General features: G+C 41.6%; 22 protein-coding genes, 1 tRNA gene, 3 rRNA genes and 2 pseudogenes. 12 read left to right on the top strand and 16 right to left on the bottom strand.

Going from position 1 to position 25,276, the window contains the following annotated elements; translation table 11 throughout:
* The first annotated feature begins 153 nt into the window (after positions 1-153).
* From NDQ71_RS14520 to NDQ71_RS14530, 3 genes are all read left to right on the top strand, one after another.
* Positions 154-230, top strand: a tRNA-Ile gene (locus NDQ71_RS14520).
* 171 nt (positions 231-401) lie between these two features.
* Positions 402-926, top strand: coding sequence for a hypothetical protein (locus NDQ71_RS14525; RefSeq protein WP_192540862.1), 525 nt, complete (start codon positions 402-404; stop codon positions 924-926).
* Complete coding sequence (locus tag NDQ71_RS14530) at positions 923-1,327, top strand: hypothetical protein (RefSeq protein WP_192540861.1); 405 nt, start codon at positions 923-925, stop codon at positions 1,325-1,327. The genes NDQ71_RS14525 and NDQ71_RS14530 overlap by 4 nt, the downstream gene beginning before the upstream one ends.
* Before the next feature lie 110 nt (positions 1,328-1,437).
* Here NDQ71_RS14530 and NDQ71_RS14535 read toward each other — a convergent pair whose 3' ends face one another.
* A complete protein-coding gene (locus NDQ71_RS14535) occupies positions 1,438-1,860 on the bottom strand; it encodes a DUF148 domain-containing protein (protein WP_192540860.1) in 423 nt (140 codons plus the stop codon).
* Positions 1,861-2,092: 232 nt separating this feature from the next.
* Positions 2,093-2,512, bottom strand: coding sequence for a BLUF domain-containing protein (locus tag NDQ71_RS14540; RefSeq protein WP_192540859.1), 420 nt, complete (start codon positions 2,510-2,512; stop codon positions 2,093-2,095).
* Positions 2,513-2,670: 158 nt separating this feature from the next.
* On the opposite strand from NDQ71_RS14540, the gene NDQ71_RS14545 reads away from it, so the two are divergent.
* Positions 2,671-3,438: an EAL domain-containing protein gene (locus NDQ71_RS14545; RefSeq protein WP_192540858.1), complete on the top strand. Its 768-nt coding sequence runs from the start codon at positions 2,671-2,673 to the stop codon at positions 3,436-3,438.
* Here NDQ71_RS14545 and arsJ read toward each other — a convergent pair.
* The 5 genes and pseudogenes from arsJ to NDQ71_RS14570 form a co-directional block, all read right to left on the bottom strand.
* Entirely contained in the window at positions 3,432-4,646 is a 1,215-nt protein-coding gene (arsJ, locus tag NDQ71_RS14550; RefSeq protein ID WP_192540857.1) for an organoarsenical effux MFS transporter ArsJ, read from the bottom strand. The genes NDQ71_RS14545 and arsJ overlap by 7 nt on opposite strands.
* A gap of 5 nt (positions 4,647-4,651) precedes the next feature.
* Entirely contained in the window at positions 4,652-5,662 is a 1,011-nt protein-coding gene (locus NDQ71_RS14555) for an ArsJ-associated glyceraldehyde-3-phosphate dehydrogenase (protein WP_192540856.1), read from the bottom strand.
* Positions 5,663-5,677: 15 nt separating this feature from the next.
* Positions 5,678-6,169 (bottom strand): dual specificity protein phosphatase family protein, encoded by a 492-nt coding sequence (locus NDQ71_RS14560; protein ID WP_192540855.1) that lies wholly within the window; start codon positions 6,167-6,169, stop codon positions 5,678-5,680.
* Between the two features lie 12 nt (positions 6,170-6,181).
* Positions 6,182-7,190: pseudogene (gene arsB / locus NDQ71_RS14565) on the bottom strand (ACR3 family arsenite efflux transporter).
* Positions 7,191-7,201: 11 nt separating this feature from the next.
* Positions 7,202-8,023, bottom strand: coding sequence for a metalloregulator ArsR/SmtB family transcription factor (locus NDQ71_RS14570; protein WP_064668626.1), 822 nt, complete (start codon positions 8,021-8,023; stop codon positions 7,202-7,204).
* A gap of 659 nt (positions 8,024-8,682) precedes the next feature.
* On the opposite strand from NDQ71_RS14570, the gene NDQ71_RS14575 reads away from it, so the two are divergent.
* From NDQ71_RS14575 to rrf, 3 genes are all read left to right on the top strand, one after another.
* A 16S ribosomal RNA gene (locus NDQ71_RS14575) occupies positions 8,683-10,224 on the top strand.
* Between the two features lie 298 nt (positions 10,225-10,522).
* Positions 10,523-13,511 (top strand): 23S ribosomal RNA (locus NDQ71_RS14580).
* 237 nt (positions 13,512-13,748) lie between these two features.
* Positions 13,749-13,863, top strand: a 5S ribosomal RNA gene (rrf, locus tag NDQ71_RS14585).
* The 16S, 23S and 5S rRNA genes sit together here, the layout of an rRNA operon.
* Positions 13,864-13,959: 96 nt before the next feature.
* Here rrf and NDQ71_RS14590 read toward each other — a convergent pair.
* The 4 genes from NDQ71_RS14590 to NDQ71_RS14605 form a co-directional block, all read right to left on the bottom strand.
* Positions 13,960-15,483, bottom strand: a complete 1,524-nt coding sequence (locus NDQ71_RS14590; RefSeq protein ID WP_301561759.1) for an IS66 family transposase — start codon at positions 15,481-15,483, stop codon at positions 13,960-13,962.
* A gap of 310 nt (positions 15,484-15,793) precedes the next feature.
* Entirely contained in the window at positions 15,794-17,473 is a 1,680-nt protein-coding gene (gene ltrA, locus NDQ71_RS14595) for a group II intron reverse transcriptase/maturase (RefSeq protein WP_301561760.1), read from the bottom strand.
* Between the two features lie 547 nt (positions 17,474-18,020).
* Positions 18,021-18,266 (bottom strand): IS66 family insertion sequence element accessory protein TnpB, encoded by a 246-nt coding sequence (tnpB, locus tag NDQ71_RS14600; RefSeq protein ID WP_301561761.1) that lies wholly within the window; start codon positions 18,264-18,266, stop codon positions 18,021-18,023.
* Entirely contained in the window at positions 18,266-18,553 is a 288-nt protein-coding gene (locus tag NDQ71_RS14605) for an IS66 family insertion sequence element accessory protein TnpB (protein WP_301561762.1), read from the bottom strand. Before NDQ71_RS14605 ends, tnpB begins: the two co-directional genes overlap by 1 nt.
* 218 nt (positions 18,554-18,771) lie before the next feature.
* Between NDQ71_RS14605 and NDQ71_RS14610 the strand changes: the two genes are divergently transcribed.
* On the top strand, positions 18,772-18,966 hold the full coding sequence (locus NDQ71_RS14610) for a hypothetical protein (RefSeq protein WP_157586824.1): 195 nt from the start codon (positions 18,772-18,774) through the stop codon (positions 18,964-18,966).
* Positions 18,967-19,135: 169 nt separating this feature from the next.
* On the opposite strand, the pseudogene NDQ71_RS24430 reads toward NDQ71_RS14610, so the two are convergent.
* Positions 19,136-19,201: pseudogene (locus tag NDQ71_RS24430) on the bottom strand (Vmc-like lipoprotein signal peptide domain-containing protein); the annotation flags it as partial.
* 29 nt (positions 19,202-19,230) lie between these two features.
* Positions 19,231-20,070, bottom strand: a complete 840-nt coding sequence (locus tag NDQ71_RS14615; RefSeq protein WP_283709474.1) for a DUF417 family protein — start codon at positions 20,068-20,070, stop codon at positions 19,231-19,233.
* Positions 20,071-20,216: 146 nt separating this feature from the next.
* On the opposite strand from NDQ71_RS14615, the gene NDQ71_RS14620 reads away from it, so the two are divergent.
* Entirely contained in the window at positions 20,217-21,185 is a 969-nt protein-coding gene (locus tag NDQ71_RS14620) for an IS30 family transposase (protein ID WP_086959932.1), read from the top strand.
* A gap of 77 nt (positions 21,186-21,262) precedes the next feature.
* Here NDQ71_RS14620 and galE read toward each other — a convergent pair whose 3' ends face one another.
* Positions 21,263-22,276 (bottom strand): UDP-glucose 4-epimerase GalE, encoded by a 1,014-nt coding sequence (galE, locus tag NDQ71_RS14625; protein ID WP_192543035.1) that lies wholly within the window; start codon positions 22,274-22,276, stop codon positions 21,263-21,265.
* A gap of 228 nt (positions 22,277-22,504) precedes the next feature.
* Here galE and NDQ71_RS14630 point away from each other — a divergent pair, with 228 nt between their 5' ends.
* Positions 22,505-23,002, top strand: a complete 498-nt coding sequence (locus tag NDQ71_RS14630) for a DUF3016 domain-containing protein (RefSeq protein WP_064668755.1) — start codon at positions 22,505-22,507, stop codon at positions 23,000-23,002.
* 50 nt (positions 23,003-23,052) lie between these two features.
* On the opposite strand, the gene NDQ71_RS14635 is transcribed toward NDQ71_RS14630, so the two are convergent.
* Entirely contained in the window at positions 23,053-23,343 is a 291-nt protein-coding gene (locus tag NDQ71_RS14635) for a hypothetical protein (protein ID WP_064668756.1), read from the bottom strand.
* Positions 23,344-23,414: 71 nt separating this feature from the next.
* Here NDQ71_RS14635 and NDQ71_RS14640 point away from each other — a divergent pair, with 71 nt between their 5' ends.
* Positions 23,415-23,624, top strand: coding sequence for a hypothetical protein (locus NDQ71_RS14640; RefSeq protein WP_192543032.1), 210 nt, complete (start codon positions 23,415-23,417; stop codon positions 23,622-23,624).
* 18 nt (positions 23,625-23,642) lie between these two features.
* Here the strand turns inward: NDQ71_RS14640 and epmB are convergent, their stop codons facing one another.
* Positions 23,643-24,656: an EF-P beta-lysylation protein EpmB gene (epmB, locus tag NDQ71_RS14645; protein ID WP_192543039.1), complete on the bottom strand. Its 1,014-nt coding sequence runs from the start codon at positions 24,654-24,656 to the stop codon at positions 23,643-23,645.
* Between the two features lie 42 nt (positions 24,657-24,698).
* On the opposite strand from epmB, the gene efp reads away from it, so the two are divergent.
* Positions 24,699-25,265 carry an elongation factor P gene (gene efp, locus NDQ71_RS14650; protein ID WP_064668759.1) on the top strand — a complete coding sequence of 189 codons (567 nt, stop codon included), beginning with the start codon at positions 24,699-24,701 and terminating at the stop codon, positions 25,263-25,265.
* Positions 25,266-25,276 lie beyond the last annotated feature (11 nt).

Genomic DNA, 25,276 nt, shown 5'->3' on the forward strand with positions numbered 1-25,276 from the left:
ATTTAAGCAGTCAGCTTGTTGATTGTTAAAATAAAGGTTTTTGCTAGTGACAAGCCAGTAAAAACTTTTTATACTGCAACCCGCTTTAACCGCTTAGGTAGTTAAACGCTTCAAAAATTTAGCCTTTGTTTAAAACACACGCTAATACAAAATGGCCCCTTAGCTCAGTTGGTTAGAGCACACGACTCATAATCGTTAGGTCCCCAGTTCAAGTCTGGGAGGGGCCACCACTTTTCAAAGCTTTCCAAGTAAATACTTACTAAACGAAACTACCCTGTGCTACTTTTTAAAATAGCAAAAGATGACTAACGATTACTAGTTTCTAATCGGCAAAATAATTCAAACGTGGAAAGTAATTAAAAATTGATGTACTCTTTTATTTTTATTAGCGAGGGAATGTTATGTCAAATAAAATTATGATCGAAAGAAATATAGGTGTTTTGCGCGAAAAAATTAGAAATGCGGATATAACAACTGTTATGGGGTGTGTTGCTATTGCAACGAGCGCTGATATGTTATCAGGTGCAAAACTTTCGAAATCGCAATATAGCTACATAGTTAATAACCGCCAACAATGCTTCTTAATTAAGCAATCACTGACGCAAGATTTGACAAAGTTAATGGTATTAAAGGCTATACCTAAATTATTATCTGTTGCAGATCCAACCTCAGATTTATCGAAAACTGCTTTTATGACCGAAGCTACGGCAGACGCTGCTGGTGAGGCTCTTGAGGTAAAAGCAGGTATACCCGCATTTAAAACAGCAGCAGTTTTAAATGCGTTAAGTGCTGGTATTCAGATCAAAACTATGTGGGATATCCAAGCGATCGAAGATGGTTTTGCTCAAACCCCAAAACAGTTTGAAAAATTATTTGCCGATTGGAGAAGCTGGAATATTGAAGAGCGTTATCAGGTGGCCCGATGAAAAAGTTATTAATTTTATTACTCCCAAGTACATGTTTTGCACAGTTTTCAGACTTATCGTTATGTGAAAACAAACAAACTATGTTGGGAATAGATTTTTATTCAAACTGTGTGGGGGTCGCAGATGCCTCAGTACAAACATTAAAATCCGAGATAACTACTAAACAGCTATATGACTACATCACTCTTGCTATCAAAGACGTTAGCGTTTTAGAGCAGCATCTTCTTTCAGATGATATGCTAGGCAGAGTACATGCATTAATATCGATTGATCCACAGCCTCTTTATTATACTACTGTTGGTAATAATATTTTAGTCAAGACCAAAGAAGGGCTTAATATTTTTGAGAAGCACGATGGTTATTGGTTACAAAAATTAGTTTCTGACAAACAAAGTAACTAAATCAGTCGTTAGATTTGCTGTATTGCTTTGTATTTTAGTAATGAGTGTCACTAAAGCTAGTGACACTCATTATGAGTTTATTATGTCTCATTGCTCTGTTAAAAACAGTTTTAAGCACTATGATTAAACAATAAACCTGAGCTGGTGTTTCCTGCTGACGTAAATAAACTTCCCATCAAGGTTGATACATTCTTTTTAACGCTTAATTGTATTGCAACCAGTTCTTTATCTAACTCTTGCTGTAATTCGCCAATTTGTGTTTGTTGATCTGCTGTTGAAAGGCTACTGTCATCGTCAAGTGCGCGTATTTTTTCTTGCAGTTCTTTAATGTTTTTAATCATTTGTTGCTGTGTAGTATCTACAGTCTCATTGTTGTCAGTTTTATTTTCAGCAACCTCTTCGTCAGTATTTTTTACTGGAGTCGCCGGGGCTAACTCTTCTTTGCTATTTGTTTGCTGTGTGCCTGCTTGTGTTTGCTTTAAATAGTTTGGATCTGTAAGAAGAAGTGATGAAGGTATATTTGTTAGGTTCATTGCGTGTCCCGTGCGGCAAAAAGTTGACAAGTTCTTTGATTTAAAAAGTTAATGCATTAAGCGTTCCATATTTGGGGGCTTGAAACATGGTTTCTATTATGTAAAGTGCAGCGTTGGGGATATGTTCATAGTGAAAATACAATGCAGTGATAAAGAGATACTTTACTTGTTTACGCCAGTGCTAGAAGCAAATACGTTAATTTTATATTTATACCTGTTTGGCTATGTTTTACTAAACACTGGGTAGTGATTTTTTAAGTTCTAACATCATCATGTACGCGCTAGCTCCTGATATTTTGTATGGGCTGAATTCACTTGTTCCTGAAAATTTTAAATTAATTTGTGCACTGAGCTTTGAGGTAGGTACATAGCCCATTGACCAGCTTGAGAATTCGCGAGTATTTATTTCACTGTAGTCGAGTAGGATGATTTGTGTATGCCTTTTGTCATTTAGAATTTTATTGTAGGTTTTATTTACGTTGGTACGAGAGCCTTCAATAGATTGTAAAAAATAGTTACGGTTAAAGCAGAGCATGCCAGTTATATCGTTTTTCTCATTATTAGATGCTGCTTTTTCAATGATTTCTTCCAGCGAGGTTGGATTGAAATGCTCGGTTTTTGTGCTAGCGTAAATAAGTCGTGTGAGGAACATAGGTTACTATTCTAAATAAAGTTCAGTAGTGCAATTAACTATAACGTAGATTTAATAAAGTGCTAAAAACTTGATTATATATACAATAGTCGAAGTAAGGTTGGTTTTAGCTTTTAACTCTACTACCATCACAAAATATACTAAAGCGGGCTGTACTCATGAATGAAAAACTAACCGAGTGTGAAAAGGTGTCTTGTAACAACTGCAAGGATGAAGAGAGTCTAGGCTTTGATTTTACAATGGCATTTCAACCAATTATAAATTGCAAAACGAACTCTATTTTTGGTTATGAGGCGCTTGTGCGGGGTTTAAATAATGAATCTGCCTATTCAGTTATCGCAAAAGTGAACGAGTCTAACCGTTATACTTTTGATCAGCTTTGCCGAATTAAAGCGATTGCATTGGCCGCTAAGCTAGGGGTAAATTCGATGTTAAGCATTAATTTTTTACCTAATGCTATTTATAAGCCGGAACGCTGTATTCGTACTACATTAGAAGCTGCTAAAAAATATAATTTTCCTACTCAACGTATTATGTTTGAGTTTACCGAGGTTGAAAAAATAACAGACAGCGCTCACATAAAGCGAGTGGTTGAGTATTACCAGTCGTTAGGTTTTACAACGGCCACGGATGACTTTGGTTCAGGTTATTCAGGGCTCAATTTATTAGCTGATTTTCAAACGGATATTATTAAGCTAGATATGGAGCTGATCCGTAATATCGACTCAGACAAAATACGTCAATCAATAATCACCCACAGCTTAAATATGTTCCGAGAATTAAATATCACTCCGTTAGCTGAAGGGATAGAGACTTTTCAGGAATATACTTGGCTAAAAGCAGCGGGTATTGAGTTAATGCAAGGCTACTTATTTGCTAAACCAGGCTTTGAGAGTTTACCAACGGTTGATTTTAATGACTATTGATTACTCTTTGGCAACGCTAGCGATAACAATGCAGCCAGCGCAATAAAACAGCTTGAGATCCATAAACAGGCTTCAAGCCCATATTGCTGATATACCCAACCTGAAAGCACCGTACCTAATAGTCTGCCCATGGCATTGGCCATATAGTAAAAGCCCACATCAAGTGACACGCCATCACTATCGGCAAGGCTAACAATTAAATAGCTATGTAATGATGAATTAATAGCAAACACAGCACCAAAAATCAGTAAACCGACAATAATCGATGTTTGTATATAAAAATCATAATGCAGTGCTAAAGCTATTAATGCAGGTATAACGGTTAAGTAGCTGGCCCACAAAAATGCACTATGGCCATTGGGTACTCTCCCTGATTTTTTCCCTGTAAAGGCAGGCGCAAAAGACTGTACTATGCCATAACCTATTACCCAGCTTGCCATAAAGCCGCCAACCCACCAGTGATCCCAACCGAATGTAGCGGCTAAAAAGACTGGTAGTGCGACCACAAACCATACATCTCTGGCGCCGAATAAAAATAGTCGTGCAGCAGAGAGTACATTAATGGCTTTGCTCTTGGAGAATAGCTCACTAAATTTGGCTTTATTTTTGGCTTTGCCTAAGTCTTCTTTTAACGCGAATAGGCTAAATAGCCATACCGCTGTAAGCATGCAAATCATGGTGAGGATCGCGCCATGAAATTCAAGCAAGGTCAGCAATACGCCACCTAAAAAGAAACCAACTCCTTTTAATGCATTTTTAGAGCCTGTTAAAATTGCCACCCATTTATAAAGTTGGCCTTGAGCATCTTTTGGCACAAGTAACTTAATCGCGCTTTTCGCACTCATTTTATTAAGATCTTTGGCGATCCCAGATAGTGCCTGTGCGGCCATTACATAAACTACGGTAAGCGCATCAGCAGGTACCATGAGCATGGCTAGCGATACAATTTGTAACCCTAAACCAATGTTCATGGTTTTATTGAGGCCGAATCGAGCGCCCAGCCAGCCACCGACCAGATTGGTGATCACACCAAAAATCTCATAAAACAAAAACAGCATAGCAATATTGAGCGGGCTGTAACCTAGCTGGTGGAAATACAACACCACAAGCATACGCAGCGCGCCATCAGTAAGTGTAAATGCCCAATAATTACCGGTAATTATTAAGTATTGTTTTATTTGTGGGGATAGGGCTGTTAGTCGATCCACGTTGATTATTCCTTGTCTGCTAAACCAACTTTACGTACCAGTTCAGCTGTGCGATTGGCATAGCCCCACTCATTGTCGTACCACACGTATAGTTTTACTTGCGTGTTGTTGATCACCATGGTTGAAAGTGCATCAATAACACTTGAGCGAGGATCAGTTTTATAATCAATAGACACCAGTGGGCGTTCTTCGTAACCCATAATGTCTTTAAGTTCACCCGCTGCGGCATCTTTAAGTAGTGTATTTACTTCTTCGATGGTTGTGCCACGTTCAAGCTCAAATACACAGTCAGTAATAGAGGCATTTGTTAAAGGAACACGAATAGCGTGGCCGTTTAATTTACCTTTTAATTCAGGAAAAATATGCGTAATAGCTGTTGCTGAACCTGTGGTGGTTGGGATCAAACTTGTGCCACATGAACGGGCGCGACGTAAGTCTTTATGTGGGGCATCAATAATTGTTTGTGTATTGGTTATATCGTGAATTGTGGTGATTGATCCATGTTTAATACCTATTTTTTCATGAATAACTTTAACCACAGGGGCTAAGCAATTGGTTGTGCATGATGCCGCCGTAACGATTGGATAAATATCTTTATTATAAAGGTGGTCGTTGACACCCATTACCACATTTAAAATACCGTCTTCTTTTACTGGTGCAGTGACAACAACACGTTTTACACCTTGATCAAGGTAAGCTTGCAGTAGTGCTTTAGTTTTAATTTTACCAGAAGCTTCAATTACCACATCACATTGTGACCAATCAGTCTCTTGGGTTTTGGTGTTTTGGCTAAAGCTAATTTCTTTGCCATTTATAATTATTGCGTTGTCGGTATGGCTTGCTTCGTGATGCCATTTACCGTGCACTGAATCAAACGTCATTAAATGGGCAAAGGTTGCAGCATCACCTGCTGGGTCATTAATGTGCACAACTTCTATATCATGCCAATCAAATGCTGCACGCATTGATAAGCGACCCATACGGCCAAAACCGTTAATTCCTATTTTAATTGTCATTGTTATATCCTGATTTTATAACTGCGAGTTAAAGTAATTTAGTTGGTGTGTGTTTATTAATGCTTTGGGTCTGATCAGCTGTACTTGCTCAACAATGCTAGCCGAAGGCCAGCCATAGGCTAATAAAATAAGTGCAATCACTAATCCTGTTCTGCCTGTACCGCCTTTACAATGTACAACAATTGTCTGTTGGTTATTGATAGCGTTTATAATCGCATCTTTATGCAGCGCCCACTGCGCTTCAAATTCCTGTGCGGGTGCTTCATCATCTAATATAGGTAGCTGTAGCCAAGCGATATTATGCTCAGCGCAAATAGTGGGTAGCTGCTCAATGTTATTTTCAGCAATCTCATGATCATACATAAGCGTAAGTAGCATGCTGGTGCCGGCTTGTTTAAGTGTTAGTACTGACTCTTCTAAAGATGCTTCTTTGCTACCAGGGCAAGGTGTAAAAATCAGTTTTGCGCCATTATCTAAAGTTAATGTGTCATACGGGTGAAGCTGCATTTGTTACTCCTTTTATTTAAACCAATGTTGGGTGCGATTTATAATGGCAACTAGCGATAACATTACCGGTACTTCTACTAATACCCCAACAACGGTGGCTAGAGCTGCGCCCGAATGTAAGCCAAATAGTGAAATGGCCACAGCAACAGCAAGTTCAAAAAAGTTTGATGTACCAATTAAACAAGAGGGGGCGGCAATTTTTTGAGGAAGTTTCATCCAAATAGCCGCAGCATAAGCAATAACAAAAATACCGTAGGTTTGAATGATCAACGGAATAGCAATTAACACGATTGTTTGTGGCTCAGCCAAAATAGTAAAAAGCAAAGAGTAAAACTACAGTTGCGATCAAGCCAACCATAGACCAAGGCTTTAACTTTGCTAAAAAGTGATTAAGCGCTTGCTCGTCTTTGCCTTTATTTAATGCTTTGCGGGTGATCACCCCTGCGGTTAATGGCAGTAATACGTATAGCACAACCGAAATCAGTAAGGTCTGCCACGGTACTTGTATATCACTCACGCCTAATAGCAACGCAGATATAGGCGCAAAGGCAAAAATCATAATGACATCATTAACCGATACCTGAATCAGTGTGTAGTTAGCATCGCCCTTTGTGAGTTGTGACCAAACAAACACCATCGCAGTGCAGGGGGCAACACCAAGTAAAATCATCCCAGCTATATATTCTTGTGCGGATTGTGGGTCTACCAAATCTGCAAATATAAAGTTAAAGAATAACCAACCAAGCGCCGCCATAGTAAATGGTTTGATTAACCAATTTATCACTAAGGTGAGTATCAGGCCTTTCGGGTTTTTGCCTATATCTTTAATTGATGAAAAATCGATTTGCGCCATCATCGGAAAAATCATCACCCAAATAAATACAGCGACAGCAATATTTACATGGGCTATCTCGAAATCAGTAATCATTTGAAAAACATCAGGCTGCCATTGGCCAAGCAAAACACCAGTAATAATGGCTAAGCCAACCCACAGAGATAAGTAACGTTCAAAAACTCCCATTGATGTTCTCCTTAATTACAAAAACTAGTTTTATCTGGGCGATTGTGCATATTAGCTAAGCGCTCAATATGTGTGGTGATGAGATCAATATTGTTTTCGGTTGTTTGGGCAATGACTGTTTTAATCCAAAGTGGCAACTGTGGATTAATACGGTAAAACACCCACTGGCCGTTTTTTCTATCAGTAATAACGCCTGCTTTTTTGAGTACGGCTAAATTGCGCGACACCTTAGGTTGGCTATCTTCCTGCAAAGCAGTCATTAATTCGCATACACATAGCTCACCATAATAATTAGTTAGCATTAATGTTTTTAAGCGAATGTCATCAGTGAGACATTTATAAAAACTAACTGGATCTATTGTTAATACTTGCTCAAACGTTGAAGCATCATCACTAAGTGATGTATTTTGCTGTGTTGTTTCTATCATTAAGAACATTGATAGTCGGTTATTTAGTTCATTTAGCGTGGTAGCAAATGGATTATTACCAATGCGGCTCTTTGGATCTGGGAAGTCCCATGCCAATTGTGCTTTAGCACCTGCAAAGTTTCGACACTCTTGATTGGCCTTGTCACATAAAGTGATCACATAATCAAACTGCGAGTCTGCGAATTCACTAATATCTTTTGATCGTAAGGTGTCTGTATTTAAACCAAACTTTACAAGTACATCTATGGTGCGGGGGTCTATGCCATCAGGTGACGTACCGGCACTATATATATCAAACTTATCTCCGGCTTTATGTCTTAATAATGCTTCGGCCATTTGTGAGCGCGCAGAGTTACCCGTGCAAAGAAAAAGCACAGAGCGTTTGACTTGGTTGTGTTTGTTCATAAATACTGGATGATGATTTAATATGCATTAAATTGTATATGTGTTTTTTCATATGTAAAGTTCTATTTATAAATAAATTTACTCGGCAAATACAAATTGAGGAGTCTCAATTACTTTTAAGTTAAGTTAACTTAGCTATATAGTCAGATAATCAGCAAGTTTAGCCGTGTTTTTATACCGTTCGTTCAAAAACCATTCCAAAATCTAAATAAATACAAAAAATGTCATAAAAACGCTTGCGTAAAATCCGCGGCGCCCTATAATGCGACCCCACTGAGACGGCAGAGCGCAACGCATAGCGGGGCACTAGCTACTTAGTAAGTCGAGTAAAACTTGAGTTTAGATTTTTGAGAAGGTTTAAAATTAAGTGTTGACAAAAAAATAGGAAAGCGTAGTATGCGCAGCCCTAGCGACGTAAAGCAAAGCGCTTTAATCGCAACGTTCTTTAACAATATAAAGCAATCATCTGTGTGGGCACTCGTACAGATTGAGTTCTAACAGCAGATTCTAGTTCGCTAGATGACGCAAACAAATTTAGAGTCTCAATTGAACTGAGTGACCAACAGCAATAAATTTATTTATTGCAGCACAGTCAATTCAATATCGAAAGATATTAAATAATTCAGAATTCATTGAGCTGTCGAAAGACAAAAAACTTTTAATTGAAGAGTTTGATCATGGCTCAGATTGAACGCTGGCGGCAGGCCTAACACATGCAAGTCGAGCGGTAACAGAGAGGTGCTTGCACCTTTGCTGACGAGCGGCGGACGGGTGAGTAATGCTTGGGAATATGCCTTTTGGTGGGGGACAACAGTTGGAAACGACTGCTAATACCGCATGATGTCTACGGACCAAAGTGGGGGACCTTCGGGCCTCACGCCAAAAGATTAGCCCAAGTGGGATTAGCTAGTTGGTAAGGTAATGGCTTACCAAGGCGACGATCCCTAGCTGGTTTGAGAGGATGATCAGCCACACTGGGACTGAGACACGGCCCAGACTCCTACGGGAGGCAGCAGTGGGGAATATTGCACAATGGGCGCAAGCCTGATGCAGCCATGCCGCGTGTGTGAAGAAGGCCTTCGGGTTGTAAAGCACTTTCAGTAAGGAGGAAAGGTTAAGTTTTAATAGAGCTTAGCTGTGACGTTACTTACAGAAGAAGCACCGGCTAACTCCGTGCCAGCAGCCGCGGTAATACGGAGGGTGCGAGCGTTAATCGGAATTACTGGGCGTAAAGCGTACGCAGGCGGTTTGTTAAGCGAGATGTGAAAGCCCCGGGCTCAACCTGGGAACTGCATTTCGAACTGGCAAACTAGAGTGTGATAGAGGGTGGTAGAATTTCAGGTGTAGCGGTGAAATGCGTAGAGATCTGAAGGAATACCGATGGCGAAGGCAGCCACCTGGGTCAACACTGACGCTCATGTACGAAAGCGTGGGGAGCAAACAGGATTAGATACCCTGGTAGTCCACGCCGTAAACGATGTCTACTAGAAGCTCGGGTCCTCGGACTTGTTTTTCAAAGCTAACGCATTAAGTAGACCGCCTGGGGAGTACGGCCGCAAGGTTAAAACTCAAATGAATTGACGGGGGCCCGCACAAGCGGTGGAGCATGTGGTTTAATTCGATGCAACGCGAAGAACCTTACCTACACTTGACATACAGAGAACTTACTAGAGATAGTTTGGTGCCTTCGGGAACTCTGATACAGGTGCTGCATGGCTGTCGTCAGCTCGTGTTGTGAGATGTTGGGTTAAGTCCCGCAACGAGCGCAACCCCTATCCTTAGTTGCTAGCAGGTAATGCTGAGAACTCTAAGGAGACTGCCGGTGATAAACCGGAGGAAGGTGGGGACGACGTCAAGTCATCATGGCCCTTACGTGTAGGGCTACACACGTGCTACAATGGCGCATACAGAGTGCTGCGAACTCGCGAGAGTAAGCGAATCACTTAAAGTGCGTCGTAGTCCGGATTGGAGTCTGCAACTCGACTCCATGAAGTCGGAATCGCTAGTAATCGCGTATCAGAATGACGCGGTGAATACGTTCCCGGGCCTTGTACACACCGCCCGTCACACCATGGGAGTGGGTTGCTCCAGAAGTAGATAGTCTAACCCTCGGGAGGACGTTTACCACGGAGTGATTCATGACTGGGGTGAAGTCGTAACAAGGTAGCCCTAGGGGAACCTGGGGCTGGATCACCTCCTTATACGATTTAGAACTTATTTGTTCGTAGTGTCCACACAGATGATTGTTAGTTAGTTTTGCCCATTGGGTTTAACTAATTAATATGCTCTTTAAAAATTTGGAAAAGCTGATAATAAAATTCGTATGAATACATTTGTATTTGTACAGAGTTTTCAAAAGTAAAAAAGAATGATAGCAGTATCATTCAGTGCCATTTAGTTAACTCTTAGGAGTTGATTGATTGGTATCTACTTTAGTATTCAATATTAACTTCTGGCGAAGTTAAACTGTGACAAAACAAAGACCCGTTTGGGTTGTATGGTTAAGTGACTAAGCGTACACGGTGGATGCCTTGGCAGTTGGAGGCGATGAAGGACGTATTAACTTGCGATAAGCCTAGTCAAGCTAGTAAAAAGCACTTGAGACTAGGATTTCCGAATGGGGAAACCCACCTGCTTGCAGGTATCGTTAACTGAATACATAGGTTAACGAGGCGAACGCGGAGAACTGAAACATCTAAGTACCCGTAGGAAAAGAAATCAACCGAGATTCCGGAAGTAGCGGCGAGCGAAACCGGAACAGCCCTTAAGCTTATTATGTGTTAATGGAAGGCTCTGGAAAGTGCCACGATACAGGGTGATAGTCCCGTACATGAAAAGACATTTTAAGTGAAATCGAGTAGGTCGGAGCACGTGAAACTTTGACTGAATATAGGTGGACCATCATCTAAGGCTAAATACTCCCAACTGACCGATAGTGAACCAGTACCGTGAGGGAAAGGCGAAAAGAACCCCTGTGAGGGGAGTGAAATAGAACCTGAAACCGTGTACGTACAAGCAGTAGGAGCAGACTTGTTCTGTGACTGCGTACCTTTTGTATAATGGGTCAGCGACTTATATTTTGTAGCGAGGTTAACCGATTAGGGTAGCCGTAGGGAAACCGAGTCTTAACTGGGCGAATAGTTGCAAGGTATAGACCCGAAACCCGGTGATCTAGCCATGGGCAGGTTGAAGGTTGAGTAACATCAACTGGAGGACCGAACCCACTAACGTTGAAAAGTTAGGGGATGACCTGTGGCTAGGAGTGAAAGGCTAATCAAACCGGGAGATAGCTGGTTCTCCCCGAAATCTATTTAGGTAGAGCCTCGGACGAATACTTACGGGGGTAGAGCACTGTTAAGGCTAGGGGGTCATCCCGACTTACCAACCCTTTGCAAACTCCGAATACCGTAAAGTACTATCCGGGAGACACACGGCGGGTGCTAACGTCCGTCGTGAAGAGGGAAACAACCCAGACCGCCAGCTAAGGTCCCAAAGTCATAGTTAAGTGGGAAACGATGTGGAAAGGCCCAGACAGCCAGGAGGTTGGCTTAGAAGCAGCCATCCTTTAAAGAAAGCGTAATAGCTCACTGGTCGAGTCGGTCTGCGCGGAAGATGTAACGGGGCTAAACTATGCACCGAAGCTGCGGATTTGAGCATACCACCCAAGCTATTTTGATTAACGTTGACAGCGCGAAGCGCACAACGTTCAAGCGTCACCCGAACGTGAGTCGGTGATGATAAAAGATAGTTTCGGGGTATGCTCAAGTGGTAGGGGAGCGTTCTGTAAGCCGTTGAAGGTGTACCGGGAGGTATGCTGGAGGTATCAGAAGTGCGAATGCTGACATGAGTAACGATAATGCGGGTGAAAAACCCGCACGCCGGAAGACCAAGGGTTCCTATCCCATGTTAATCAGGGTAGGGTAAGTCGACCCCTAAGGCGAGGCCGAAAGGCGTAGTCGATGGGAAACGGATTAATATTTCCGTACTTGGTATAATTGCGATGGGGGGACGGAGCAGGCTAAGCAAGCATGGCGTTGGTAGTCCATGTGAAAGTGAGTAGGCTAGCGACTTAGGTAAATCCGGGTTGCTGTTAGGCTGAGACACGAGACGAGTCACTAAGGTGATGAAGTTGCTGATGCCATACTTCCAGGAAAAGCCTCTAAGCTTCAGATTATACCGAATCGTACCCCAAACCGACACAGGTGGTCAGGTAGAGAATACTAAGGCGCTTGAGAGAACTCGGGTGAAGGAACTAGGCAAAATCGTACCGTAACTTCGGGAGAAGGTACGCTCCTATCTGTGATGAGACTTGCTCTCTAAGCGGACGGGAGCCGCAGTGACCAGGTGGCTGGGACTGTTTATTAAAAACACAGCACTGTGCAAAATCGCAAGATGACGTATACGGTGTGACACCTGCCCGGTGCCGGAAGGTTAATTGATGGGGTTAGTTTTCGGACGAAGCTCTTGATCGAAGCCCCGGTAAACGGCGGCCGTAACTATAACGGTCCTAAGGTAGCGAAATTCCTTGTCGGGTAAGTTCCGACCTGCACGAATGGTGTAACCATGGCCACGCTGTCTCCACCCGAGACTCAGTGAAATTGAAATCGCAGTGAAGATGCTGTGTACCCGCGGCTAGACGGAAAGACCCCGTGAACCTTTACTACAGCTTGGCACTGAACATTGAACCTACATGTGTAGGATAGGTGGGAGACTAAGAAGCAGAGACGCTAGTTTTTGTGGAGTCGTCCTTGAAATACCACCCTTGTAGTTTTGATGTTCTAACGTTGGCCCCTGAATCGGGGTTACGGACAGTGCCTGGTGGGTAGTTTGACTGGGGCGGTCTCCTCCCAAAGAGTAACGGAGGAGCACGAAGGTTGGCTAAGTACGGTCGGACATCGTACGGTTAGTGTAATGGTAGAAGCCAGCTTAACTGCGAGACAGACACGTCGAGCAGGTACGAAAGTAGGTCATAGTGATCCGGTGGTTCTGAATGGAAGGGCCATCGCTCAACGGATAAAAGGTACTCCGGGGATAACAGGCTGATACCGCCCAAGAGTTCATATCGACGGCGGTGTTTGGCACCTCGATGTCGGCTCATCACATCCTGGGGCTGAAGTCGGTCCCAAGGGTATGGCTGTTCGCCATTTAAAGTGGTACGCGAGCTGGGTTTAGAACGTCGTGAGACAGTTCGGTCCCTATCTGCCGTGGGCGTTTGAGAATTGAGAGGGGTTGCTCCTAGTACGAGAGGACCGGAGTGAACGAACCGCTGGTGTTCGGGTTGTCATGCCAATGGCATTGCCCGGTAGCTACGTTCGGAACTGATAAGCGCTGAAAGCATCTAAGCGCGAAGCAGGCCTCGAGATGAGTTCTCACTAGACTTTTAAAGTCTCTGAAGGGCCGTTGAAGACTACAACGTTGATAGGCAAGATGTGGAAGCATAGTGATATGTTAAGCTAACTTGTACTAATTACCCGTGAGGCTTAACCATACAACGCCAAACGCGTTTTATAATTTACGTCCATGTAAATTACTAAAGCCGCACTACGTGCGTTAAAATCTGTTCCAGACAGATTTTTATGTGACAGTTTAAGCGCAGAAGTTAATAGAACTAAAGTAGATTTACTGGCAGCTGTAAGCGAGAAGCTTAAAGTTGTAAAAAACAATTATCAGCCATTTTCCAAATTTTAATTAATTGGCTCAAAAGAGCGAATTAATACCAAATTTGCTTGGTGACAATAGCGTTTTGGACCCACCTGACCCCATGCCGAACTCAGTAGTGAAACGAAACAGCGCCGATGATAGTGTAGCATTTGTTATGTGAAAGTAGGACATCGCCAGGCTCCAAATTAAAGAAAGCCCGATTCGAAAGAGTCGGGCTTTTTTTCATTTTATGCTTAGTTAGCGAGGGTAAACTGTAAGCGTATAGCTAACGACACCTAGCTTTGCTTAATGTTCCAAGGTAGCAGTGGCTCAAGGTTATCTGGCTGCTCAGCAAGGCGCTGTAAGCAAGTAGAGATATAGTCATGCACCACAAGGTCATTTGCCTTTGCGGTTTCAACAAGACTATAAAGTATAGCGCTGGCATGAGCACCATTGCAGGTATTTGAGAACAACCAGTTTTTTCGCCCTATTACGAACGGTTTTATAGCTCGCTCTGCACGGTTATTATCAATACTGAGCCTGCCATCATCAAGGTAACGCCTGAATTTCTCAAACTGATTTATCGCATAGGTAATTGCTTCACCTAACGCCATTTTTGGTGGGATTTTATCTTTATGCTTGAGTAACCATTGATACAATTCATCAACGATTGGTTTGGCTTTTCTCTGCCTAATCTTGAATTTTTCATCGTGCGATTTATCTTTGATGGCTTGCTCAATACCGTAGAGCTTGCGAATAAGGTTTAGTGCTACATCTGCTTTGACGGTTTTTTTATTATTGCCTTTAGCCTCGATGAATTTACGGCGCATATGGGCTAAGCACGCAACCAGTGTTGCATTCGTTTGCTCGTAAGCCTTGTAGCCGTCGACGTGCATGTAGCCTTCGTAACCATCAAGGAAATCAACCGCACATTGGCCTGCGCGACTGTTATGGTAATCAAACAAGACAATATTGGTGCCTTTACTCGGTTTATCATCGCCGCAACAATACAGCCACATATAGCTGGTTGCTTTATCTGCATTAATGACGTTTAACGGGGTTTCATCGCCGTGAATAACCGGTTGAGATAGCAACACGTCTTTTAAGCGTTGATACAGAGGGGACAACAGGTCTGCGCAGCGCAACATCCAGCTCGACATGGTTTGTCTGCTCAACTCAATACCAATATCGCCTAACATGGTTTCTTGGCGATAAAGTGGTAAGCCAAACTGGTATTTACACATGATTATTTGGCTCAGCAAGCTGGGCGTTGCGATGCTTTTTGGAATGGCTGTTGCGGGCATAAGGGCGGTTTTTACCACACTTTCAATGCCTTCACGCTCACAGTGACGGCACGTATATTTAGGGCGAATGGTTTTGATTACTTTGATATGCGCTGGCACAAACTCGAGTGCTTCACTGCTGCTTTCACCCATTTTGTGAAGGGGGCTTTGACAGCAATCACACATTTTGTCATCCTCTTCGAGGTCAACAACCACCTCAATTCGCGGCAACTGCGCTGGCAGTGGCCGGCGTTTCGGTTTGGCTTTTTCTTTCTTTACTGAGGCCGATGTGGCCAATAGCGCTTTATCATGTTCATCGAGAATATCTTCTGCTTCATTGAATACTTCGCCTGCACCCGGCATCTTTTCAGATTTTTTGGCGTACTCTTTGGCTAATTTCGCGTTATAAGCTTGTAGCAATTCGTGAATTTGCGCGTCTTTTTCAGCTAACTTTTCATCCATATGCTGTTGCAACTCAAGCAACATGCGCTTGAGTTGTTCTGGGTCGTCAGGAAGTGAGTGTGCATCAATTTTCATGTTCGCAATTTAACAGAATTTGACGGTGTTTTCTTGCTTGACGCAAAGATAAAACAAACGGTGTGGCAACGATCATTTACTGCCAATATGATCGATTAGATCATCGATTTATACCGCAACTCTTCATGACCAAGCACATCATATCCCGACAACAACCAATCCAGTTGCTCTGGACTGAGCTCAAATTCTTGCAGACTGGCTTTGGTTGGCCATTTGAACGTTTGCTTTTGTCGAGTAGCCAGACCCGATTACTCGAGCCCAGCCCTCTAAGAACGGTACGTGCGAGTTTCCCCGCATACCGCTCAAGTCGTTATAACGCCATGTAGGATGGCGCAGCAGTATTTTGACTCCTATGAATGCTGTTATGGCAATAAGGATGAACAACCACGGTATTACTCGCTTTATTATCACCACCTAAATATAAAGGTACTAGGCGGTGAATATTCCAACCAGTTTTAGCCGTTATTTTTTCTTTGCAATACAAACACTCACCATTTTGACGTGATAATAATCTATGCAGACGTTCTTTGTTGCGAGAATTTACTAACACATCAAGCCGAGATTCAAAGTAAGTTTCATGTGTCGGATCGTAAGGGTTTGCATCGGAATTGATCTTTGGATGTCGCACAATCGGCATTGCTGCTAACCGAAATAAGCCTATTTGTTTATCACCGGTGCAGAATGTCCAATTACGCGCCCCAACAGAGTGGAAGTATCTAGCCCTAATCCAGTATTTTCCTTTTCTAGGATGTCTACGACATGCCCATTTCCAGAGTAGCAACCATATATCAGAGTCAATCTTGCAAAATACTTCCTTTGCGACACTGTGTCGGTGATAATTGCACCAACCTCTTAATATTGGATTAAGCTGAAAGATTAGCCTGTCTTGTCGACTAGAGCGATATTTGGTGATCGTAAGTCTCAACTTATTCATCAGATGTAGAACGCTTTTGCTACTGGGTTTGACCAATAATTTGCCATTATACTTTCTGAGATTTTGACCAAGAAAATCAAAACCCTCTGATATATGCCTAACGTGCGTTTTTTCTGGCGATAATGCCAAACCACGTTGGGACATAAATTCATTAATACAAGGCAATATTGTATCTACCAAAAACGCTTGAGAATGAGCCGTTACAACAAAATCATCGGCATATCTGATTACAGAGACTCTCTTAACATTAGAACGAATTTCACGGTGCTTACCTCTTTTAACACCAGAAGCTTCTTCAATTGTTCCTTGCAGTTGATTCAATACCATATTCATTAACGTCGGCGAGATTATTCCTCCTTGCGGTGTTCCTGCAAGTGTTGGATATACCTTACCAGACTCCATAAAGCCAGCATTCAGCCACTGTGAAAGGATTGGTTTGTCGATGTTTAAGTGCTTTAGCATCCACTCATGGCTGATATTATCGAAGCAACCTTTAATGTCCGCATCAAGCACCCATTCTCCCGCACGTTTGCGACACAATACTTTGAAGCATTGTTCGATCGCATCAGCACAAGACCTTTGTTTTCGAAAACCAAAAGAATTGCCGTCACTGTTTGTCTCCACTTCTGGCTCAACGGCTAGCAAATATAGTGCTTGCATCCCACGATCCAGCATTGTGGGGATACCGAGAGGTCTTTTCTGCCCATTCGACTTTGGAATAAAGACTCGCCTTAATGGACTTGCCTTGTATCCAGAGCGTTTGAGCGATGAGATTGCTCGCCATTTTTTAGTAGCACTTTGCCATGTTTCGCCATCAACACCAGACGTTTTACGCCCTTTGTTCTCCGTTACTTGTTTAACCGCAAGGGCTTTCGCATAAAAGGAATGAGTCAATAACCATTGCAGGCTTTTAACTTTCCCTTTTCTCCCTTGCTTTACTGCTTTCACAATACGCGCTTGCAATGATCCTACGTAGCGCTTTGCAGCCTTCCAATCGATGTTAGACCAGCATTGCGCTTCGTTTATAGGTGCACATTGTTCATAAGAGCAATTCATTTGCATTCCTAAGCTAAAATCTTATTACAAATTTCTTGTGATTAACCACTCGATGGAAGTGGGCTATGCTTTCGCATGATGTCACGTTCAATACATCTATCTTTGCCATTACAGCAAGGCATTCGCTTTCTCCATCGTCCTTTACCCGCATGCCCGTCATTCATTCTTACGAAGAAACTACCTCAACGAGGGAGCATACGGGCTTACCAAGTTCCGCTTTATTCACATAATGGGTTAGTGTCAGTCAATCCGCCGGGGGCACATTAAATTGCGTAACATGAGACTAGAGCATGTTAACTTGTCCACCACACCTTTTGGTTCAAGCTTGTCAGCATCTTTAGCTTGTTTACAATGACGACAGTTACAACTGTTCAGTTAATTACACATACCATTAATTCCTAGGGCCCAACCGCATGATGCTTGCAGTTTGTTCAACATCACTATTGAACTTAAGGCTACATTGTCTTTCGAGCTTCACACCCCACCATTGCTAGTGACGCATATCGAAATAGGAAACCTTCGGCAATACGAAGGGTTGAATCAAAGTTCAACAGTAAACAAAGCGACTTCTTGTCGCACCTAACCGCTTGTACCACAAAGCAAAGCCCGTTTTATCCCAGTAAACCAACTTGAGTTTATCCTTCGCTTTGTTGCAAAATAAAAATAATGCGCCAGTATAGGCATCACGTTCAAGCTCGCCTTCAACGAGTGCAACCAGACCATCAATGGATTTTCGAAAATCTACAGCATCGCGATAGAGGTAAATATGATCGGGTTCAACAAACATTTTCATTAGGCAAGCTCGCGTAACAGTTGACTCAGATAAGTGGCAGGCATTGTGGATGGCAAGCTGACTTTCACGTTACCGATAGCAAGAATGATCGGCTGTTGCTGTTCAGTGGGGTCAACGTGTTTAGTGACTTTTGCGCGAACAAAACTACCAGATGCAGCAGTAAGCTTACTTCGTGCCGCATAAAAGCTTGTTTTTGATAAGGCATGTTGCAGGCAAAACTCAGTAATAGTTAAATCACTGGCTTGTTGTTCTTCGATAATACTGCGCCACTGTTCAAGGCTACGCATTTTTCTAATGACTATCTCCTAATTGAAATTCAGAAATAGCTTAATCATTTTAACTAGTTACTGACAGGTGCACTTTGCTAGACGCTTACGGTAAACTGATACCAATACTATTTATTAAGTGATCAAATTTGTCCATGCTCTAAAGCATATATGCTTATACTAATCTGCTAAATTATGTGATCTAATTAGAGCATCATTACTTAGTAACTTTTACTAAATTGAACTTAGAAGAATCCAAACAACTTTTAGCTTTATCACGTAAAGAGCCTAATGCAAGAAAGTGCATACGCCTGCTTGCTGTTTCATTATTCTATGAAGGTGGAAATAGAACGAATATTGCTAAGCGGCTAAATACAGCTCGCGGCGGTGTCAATAAATGGGTTTTAAACAACCTTAACAGTGGAGTTGGATAAGGCAACACTGTCTATCTAATCGCGTGTTTAGTGATTATGAATAAATAGTCGAACAGGTTTCGCAAGCGTGGAATAAATTCATCGCAGTTCCTGATACGGTTAAAAGCATATGTTCTAGAGACGGGAGTAGAATGACTTAATCTTTATGTAGATTGGTATTAAGGGCTTGTCAGTGCTTTAAAAACAACTTATTTTTACATGCAGCCGCTATTATTGTGATAAGAGTAATAGCGGCTTGTAGTTACAAGTAATGAAGTATGCTTTCTAACGAGGATTAAGCTTTTTAGCAAAGTAAGCAATCACCAGTAAATTAGCAACAAACCATAGATCTTTAATAACAAAAAGGCCTAAGCTTGCAAGTAGTGTTGAACTGTCAAAAGCCCCTTCCGCAGAATATAAAAATGTTTGCGTCATTAAAAATACAGCACTGCAGCCAAGAGCCGAAACATAAATGGCTAATGGATGTTTTTTTATAATTGCTAGAGCCAGTGCTAAAGCAAAAAAGATATCGTAGATACCAATTAAATCAGACGCGGTTTGCACCGAAAATAAAGTATATAACCAAGACATAAACACTGAGGTTGATACCAGCGGCACAATTCCGTTTGCTTCAAACTCATAAAACTTCACACCGCCAATCCAAATAAGTACTAATGCAACAGGAAAGAAGTTCAAAACTGCCATGCCTTGAGCTGACAAGCGCTGTGGTTTATAAAGGTAAATAGCGAGAGAAATAAGTGCGGTGTACTTAATTATACCTTGCCCTGAGCCTATAATTGGGAAGCCACCTAAGTCAGTCATCCAACGACTTTCACTCAGTAAGGTAATCAGTGGTATAACAGCAAGTACAATAAGGCTTACAAAAGCAGGCGCTTGAAAGTAAGATTGTTTTAAACTTAAAACAATAAATAAAACGGTGGCTAAAAAAGCCCCTCCAGCGAGTATTGATTGCACTTTTTGAGGTATAACATTGGCTAATTGATAAAAATCGAAAATAGCATGCACATTATTAACTCCCGCACCATATAACAGGCTAAGCCCTAGTAACGATAAGCTAATAATGAGCAGTGAATAAATACAGTAATGTGTGTAAGTTGGTTGCATCTTTGGCACTTAATTTAATATAGATACTGTAAAAGAGCCGCTAATGACGTTTTTTATTCCTAAATTCGGATAATAAGTGCAATTTCTCAGATTAGATGGCCAGCTGTTATAATTCGGCCATTTTCTCGCCAAAGGAAATTGCTTTAATGAAATATAAACAGCTGACACAAGAAGAAAGATACCAGATTTACGCGTTAATAAAAGCAGGAAATAACCAAAAGCAGATAGCTGAAGAACTAACTCGTTCACCGTCATCTATTTCTAGAGAGCTAAAACGCAATAAAGGACTTAAAGGCTATCGGCCTAACCAAGCCAATAACTTTGCTGAACAAAGACGTAAGTCATCTTTCAAAGCAAGTAAGTTAACAGAGGACGTCACTCACTGGATTAATAAATTGTTGCATGACGGACTTTCCCCTGAGCAAGTGGCAGGCCGCTTAGCTTTAGAGAAACAGGTCGTTTTACATCATGAAACAATTTATCAATATATTTACAGAGACAAGGCTCGTGGTGGCAAGCTACATAAGACACTCACTCGTGCATGTAAAAAGTATAAAAAACGCTATGGAAGCTATGATAAACGTGGACAGATAGTTAATCGAGTCAGCATTGATGAACGCCCAAGTATTGTGGATTCAAAGTCTAGGATTGGTGATTGGGAGGGCGATACAGTGATAGGTAAAGGGCGTAAAAATGCGCTTGTCACAATGGTTGAACGTAAAACGTTATATACAGTCGTTCACAGAATTGAAAGCAAGCATGCGAAAATAACAGCCGATGCGCTGATCACGTGTATGACACCATATAAAGGTAAGGTTATTACCGTGACGTTAGATAATGGAAAAGAGTTTGCTCACCATGAGCATGTTGCACAAAAATTAGAAGCTGATGTGTATTTCGCTCATCCCTATTCATCATGGGAGCGGGGCATAAATGAGAATACCAACGGCTTACTTAGACGCTTCTTCCCCAAGGGAACTGACTTTATGGCGCTAAGTGAAGCAGAGATACAGGCGGCAGTTGATAAGCTCAACCATCGGCCAAGAAAAACAAGAGGGTATAAAACCCCTCATGAATTATTTACGGGGCAATCAGAAGTTCTGGTGGCTGCATAATGATTGCACTTAATACTTGAATTCAAGATTTCAAAAAATATAAAAAAACCAGCTTATTGAAGCTGGTTTAAGTTTAGCTATTTATAACCATTAGGGTTATTACTTTGCCAACGCCAAGTATCCTGCATCATGCTATCAATCCCACGCTCTGCTTGCCAACCAAGCTCGTTTTGGGCTTTTTCTGGTGCCGCATAACAGGCTGCGATATCACCTGGACGACGAGGAGATACCAGATAGGGAACTTCTTTTCCACAGGCTTTGCTAAATGCGTTGAGCATTTGCAGCACTGAATAACCATTGCCAGTACCAAGGTTGTAAACATGGGCGCCAGTATCTTGATTGATTTTATTAAGCGCTTTTAAGTGGCCAAGTGCTAAGTCTACAACGTGGATGTAATCACGAACACCGGTGCCATCAACGGTGTCGTAGTCATCACCAAACACACCTAATTGTTTTAATTTACCCACAGCAACTTGTGAGATATAAGGAAGTAGGTTATTTGGAATACCATTTGGATCTTCACCTATCAAACCTGATTCGTGTGCACCAACAGGATTAAAGTAGCGCAAAATTGCAAACGCAAAGCGTTCATCTGACTTCGCTATGTCTTGCAGCATCATTTCAACCATCAGTTTTGATGTGCCGTAAGGATTGGTAGTTCCACCAACTGGGAAGTCTTCGCGAATTGGTAAGCTTGCTGGGTCACCATACACAGTGGCGGATGAGCTAAATACTAGCTTGAATACACCCGCATCACGCATAGCATCAATGAGGGTTAGCGTACCTTGTACATTATTTTGATAATACTCAATCGGCTTTACTACTGATTCACCAACGGCTTTAAGGCCTGCAAAATGAATAACACTGTCGATTTGGTGTTTAGCAAATACTTGCTCTAAAAATGCTTTATCAAGAATATCACCTTGATAAAAAGTAATATCTTTAGCTGTTATGCTTTTTACTCGGTTGAGCGATTCTAGTGATGAATTACTTAGGTTATCGATAACGACAACATCCAGTCCTTGCTGTAGTAGTTCTAAAACTGTGTGTGAGCCAATATAGCCTGCGCCACCTGTGACTAAAATAGTCATACTATCTCCATTTAAGTAATTTTCTTCAATTAAGCTAATTTCATCATAAATAGCGATTGATTGCCTGTGTTATCTGTCATTTATTTTAGTTGTTGTTAAAATTATGTACTTAGTTACATTTTTGCTATAAATGATAACAATTACAAAAATAAGTATTAAGCTATAGTTAAGTTGAAAGTGCTAATCTTGCACCTTATAAATAGGGTAACGCCTTTATTGGGGAATGTTATGAATACAGTTAAAAAAATGGCAATGGCAATGCTAGTAGCACTTCCTGTTTTTGCTCATGCTGGCGAAGCTGTAGTTAAATGGCAAGACTTTAATGACTACCGTGATGTGCGACCATCAAATGAACCTAAAGGGTCATATCATAAACATATTGCGACAAGTTTTGAAAAGCACTTCAATAAATTGGCTGAAGAATTACCTGAAGGTTATAAATTCAACGTTGAAGTGACTGAACTGGATTTAGCCGGCGATGTACGTTTTGGCGGTATGAATGATCTGCGTATCGTTAAACCGATTTATTTTCCACGTATTGAGTTTAAATATTCAGTGACTGATAAAGATGGCAAAGTGCTGAGCGAAAGCGATAAAGTCGAGTTAAAAGACATGGGCTTTATGGATAAAATTAAAATGGGCCGAGACGAAGAGTTTTATTACGATAAACGCTTAATTACAGATTGGTTTAATAAAGAGTTAATGCCACAAATTGTTCCTAGTTAATGTTAATCTAACTGGGATGAAAAAGCGCTCACACGGTGAGCGCTTTTTTGCTATTTAAAAGTCGCTAATAATTGCAGTATTTGTTGCAGCTTAATAACGGTTGCCTTGAGCTTTTCTTCGTTTAGGCCATGCGTACTTAGGCTCTCTACATCAGCGGCAACATCCAGCACATAAGGCTTAAAGCGCTTTGCTTCAAAGCTAAAACCTGCGTCAGCAGGGAATAATGCTTTAAATTTTCCATGGCCTTGTTGTTGAAGTTCATCTAACTTTTTATCAGCATCAACTGATTGACGATAAACAATTTTTAAGTTGGCATTGAGTTGTTCAATAATTGAATCCATTTTTTTCCTAAAGCTTTCGACTGCATTGCCGATATAATACGGGTAATGAACTAAAAAGTCAGGTATGAGCTATGAATATATCAGGTGGAAATCTACCGGCCATGAGTGGTGCCGGACAAAGCGGTGAAGTTTACAGTGCAGCTTTAGCAAAAAAACAGCAAAAGGCTGATGGCGCAGCGGCACTGGCGTTAATTGAAGCTGCTGGCACAAGTAGTGCAGCGCAAACACCGGCTAAGTCTGTAACAGCTTCGCTTGGTAATAATGTAAACGTGTACGTTTAGCCGCTTAAGCTAATTTGATTAAATTAGCTTAAGATCGATTGGGGTCTTACTTTTTTGACCACCGATCTCACGTACAAGCTTAGGCACTAAGTAGCCTGGTAATGCGTGCAGCATATCAGCCATAATTTTGCGTGCCTGCGATTCATCAATATCAAAATGACTAGCCCCTTCGACCTTGTCTAATAAATAGAGATAATAAGGCAGTACGTCAGCCGAAAATAACGCTTCACTTAGTGCTATTTGTGCGTGGCTTGAATCATTCACTTCTTTTAATATCACAGCTTGATTTAGTAACATCACCCCTGCGTGTTTTAGCTTTTGCATTGCGGCTTTAAATTCATCGTCAATTTCATTGGCGTGATTGATATGATTAATAAACACTATTTTAAGCGGTGAGCTTGCTAAGCGTTGGCATAACTCATCGGTAATACGGGTGGGGATCACCACAGGTAAACGGCTGTGAATTCGCATGCGCTTAATTTGTGGTAATTGTTCCAGCTCATCCATAAACCAACTAATCGCATCGTCTTTGGCCATCAGAGGATCGCCACCACTTAAGATCACTTCATTGATATTATGATCCGACTTAATGTAGTCGAGTGCTTCAATTAGGCTGCGTTTATTCAGTTGATTTTCTTGGTATGGAAAATGACGGCGAAAGCAATATCTACAATTTACCGCGCAGCCAGTTTTAAACATTACTAAAACTCGCGACTTGTATTTATGTAGTAGCCCTGGTTGCGCGTTGTTTTGTTCTTGCAAAGGATCTTTATCAAATCCTGTTTTAGCGATAAACTCTTGGTGGCGTGGCATGACTTGCAGCAGCAACGGGTCGTTTATATCGCCATAACGCATTTTTTTGATAAAAGGCACAGGTACACGAACCGGAAAAAGAGCGCGTGCTTTAAGGTCTTTTTCATCGGCCATGCTTGATAAACCTAGCATTTCTAGCAAGGTGCGTGGGCAGGTAACAACATTAGCTAATTCTTTTTGCCAGTTTTTATGCAAATTTGCTTCATTTCTTTGTATCATTGGCACGTAGATTACTCGAAAAATTATTAGATAGAGGAAACGATGGCGAATTATAGCACCAACGAGTTCAAGGGCGGCCTAAAAATTATGATGGACGGCGAGCCTTGCAGTATTTTAGAAAATGAAATGGTAAAGCCTGGTAAAGGTCAAGCATTTAACCGTGTTCGCATCCGTAAACTGATCTCTGGAAAAGTTCTTGAAAAAACCTTTAAATCAGGTGATACAGTCGAAGGTGCTGATGTAATGGATACTGATCTTGCGTATCTTTACACTGACGGTGAATTCTGGCATTTCATGAACAACGAAACTTTTGAACAAATCGCCGCGGATGAAAAAGCGCTAGGTGATTCAGGTAAATGGTTAGTTGAAAATGATGTATGTACTATCACATTATGGAATGGCAGCCCAATTGCTGTGACTCCACCTAACTTTGTTGAGCTTGAGATCACTGAAACTGATCCAGGCCTAAAAGGTGATACAGCCGGTACTGGTGGTAAACCAGCTACATTAAGCACTGGCGCTGTAGTACGTGTACCATTATTCGTACAAATTGGCGAAGTGATCAAAGTAGATACTCGCAGTGGTGAATACGTAAGCCGTGTTAAGTAAGCAATAACATG

It is taken from the genome of Pseudoalteromonas sp. KG3 (genome assembly GCF_030436385.1).
GTDB classification, from domain to species: domain Bacteria; phylum Pseudomonadota; class Gammaproteobacteria; order Enterobacterales; family Alteromonadaceae; genus Pseudoalteromonas; species Pseudoalteromonas prydzensis.

What these genes read in the sequence shown, in the direction of transcription:
- NDQ71_RS14525 (WP_192540862.1), top strand. Translation starts at nt 402, where the DNA reads ATGTCAAATAAAATTATGATCGAAAGAAATATAGGTGTTTTGCGCGAA.
- NDQ71_RS14530 (WP_192540861.1), top strand. Translation starts at nt 923, where the DNA reads ATGAAAAAGTTATTAATTTTATTACTCCCAAGTACATGTTTTGCACAG.
- NDQ71_RS14535 (WP_192540860.1), bottom strand. Translation starts at nt 1,860, where the DNA reads ATGAACCTAACAAATATACCTTCATCACTTCTTCTTACAGATCCAAAC.
- NDQ71_RS14540 (WP_192540859.1), bottom strand. Translation starts at nt 2,512, where the DNA reads ATGTTCCTCACACGACTTATTTACGCTAGCACAAAAACCGAGCATTTC.
- NDQ71_RS14545 (WP_192540858.1), top strand. Translation starts at nt 2,671, where the DNA reads ATGAATGAAAAACTAACCGAGTGTGAAAAGGTGTCTTGTAACAACTGC.
- NDQ71_RS14555 (WP_192540856.1), bottom strand. Translation starts at nt 5,662, where the DNA reads ATGACAATTAAAATAGGAATTAACGGTTTTGGCCGTATGGGTCGCTTA.
- NDQ71_RS14560 (WP_192540855.1), bottom strand. Translation starts at nt 6,169, where the DNA reads ATGCAGCTTCACCCGTATGACACATTAACTTTAGATAATGGCGCAAAA.
- NDQ71_RS14570 (WP_064668626.1), bottom strand. Translation starts at nt 8,023, where the DNA reads ATGAACAAACACAACCAAGTCAAACGCTCTGTGCTTTTTCTTTGCACG.
- NDQ71_RS14590 (WP_301561759.1), bottom strand. Translation starts at nt 15,483, where the DNA reads ATGAAAATTGATGCACACTCACTTCCTGACGACCCAGAACAACTCAAG.
- ltrA (WP_301561760.1), bottom strand. Translation starts at nt 17,473, where the DNA reads ATGAATTGCTCTTATGAACAATGTGCACCTATAAACGAAGCGCAATGC.
- tnpB (WP_301561761.1), bottom strand. Translation starts at nt 18,266, where the DNA reads ATGAAAATGTTTGTTGAACCCGATCATATTTACCTCTATCGCGATGCT.
- NDQ71_RS14605 (WP_301561762.1), bottom strand. Translation starts at nt 18,553, where the DNA reads ATGCGTAGCCTTGAACAGTGGCGCAGTATTATCGAAGAACAACAAGCC.
- NDQ71_RS14615 (WP_283709474.1), bottom strand. Translation starts at nt 20,070, where the DNA reads ATGCAACCAACTTACACACATTACTGTATTTATTCACTGCTCATTATT.
- NDQ71_RS14620 (WP_086959932.1), top strand. Translation starts at nt 20,217, where the DNA reads ATGAAATATAAACAGCTGACACAAGAAGAAAGATACCAGATTTACGCG.
- galE (WP_192543035.1), bottom strand. Translation starts at nt 22,276, where the DNA reads ATGACTATTTTAGTCACAGGTGGCGCAGGCTATATTGGCTCACACACA.
- NDQ71_RS14630 (WP_064668755.1), top strand. Translation starts at nt 22,505, where the DNA reads ATGAATACAGTTAAAAAAATGGCAATGGCAATGCTAGTAGCACTTCCT.
- NDQ71_RS14635 (WP_064668756.1), bottom strand. Translation starts at nt 23,343, where the DNA reads ATGGATTCAATTATTGAACAACTCAATGCCAACTTAAAAATTGTTTAT.
- NDQ71_RS14640 (WP_192543032.1), top strand. Translation starts at nt 23,415, where the DNA reads ATGAATATATCAGGTGGAAATCTACCGGCCATGAGTGGTGCCGGACAA.
- epmB (WP_192543039.1), bottom strand. Translation starts at nt 24,656, where the DNA reads ATGATACAAAGAAATGAAGCAAATTTGCATAAAAACTGGCAAAAAGAA.
- efp (WP_064668759.1), top strand. Translation starts at nt 24,699, where the DNA reads ATGGCGAATTATAGCACCAACGAGTTCAAGGGCGGCCTAAAAATTATG.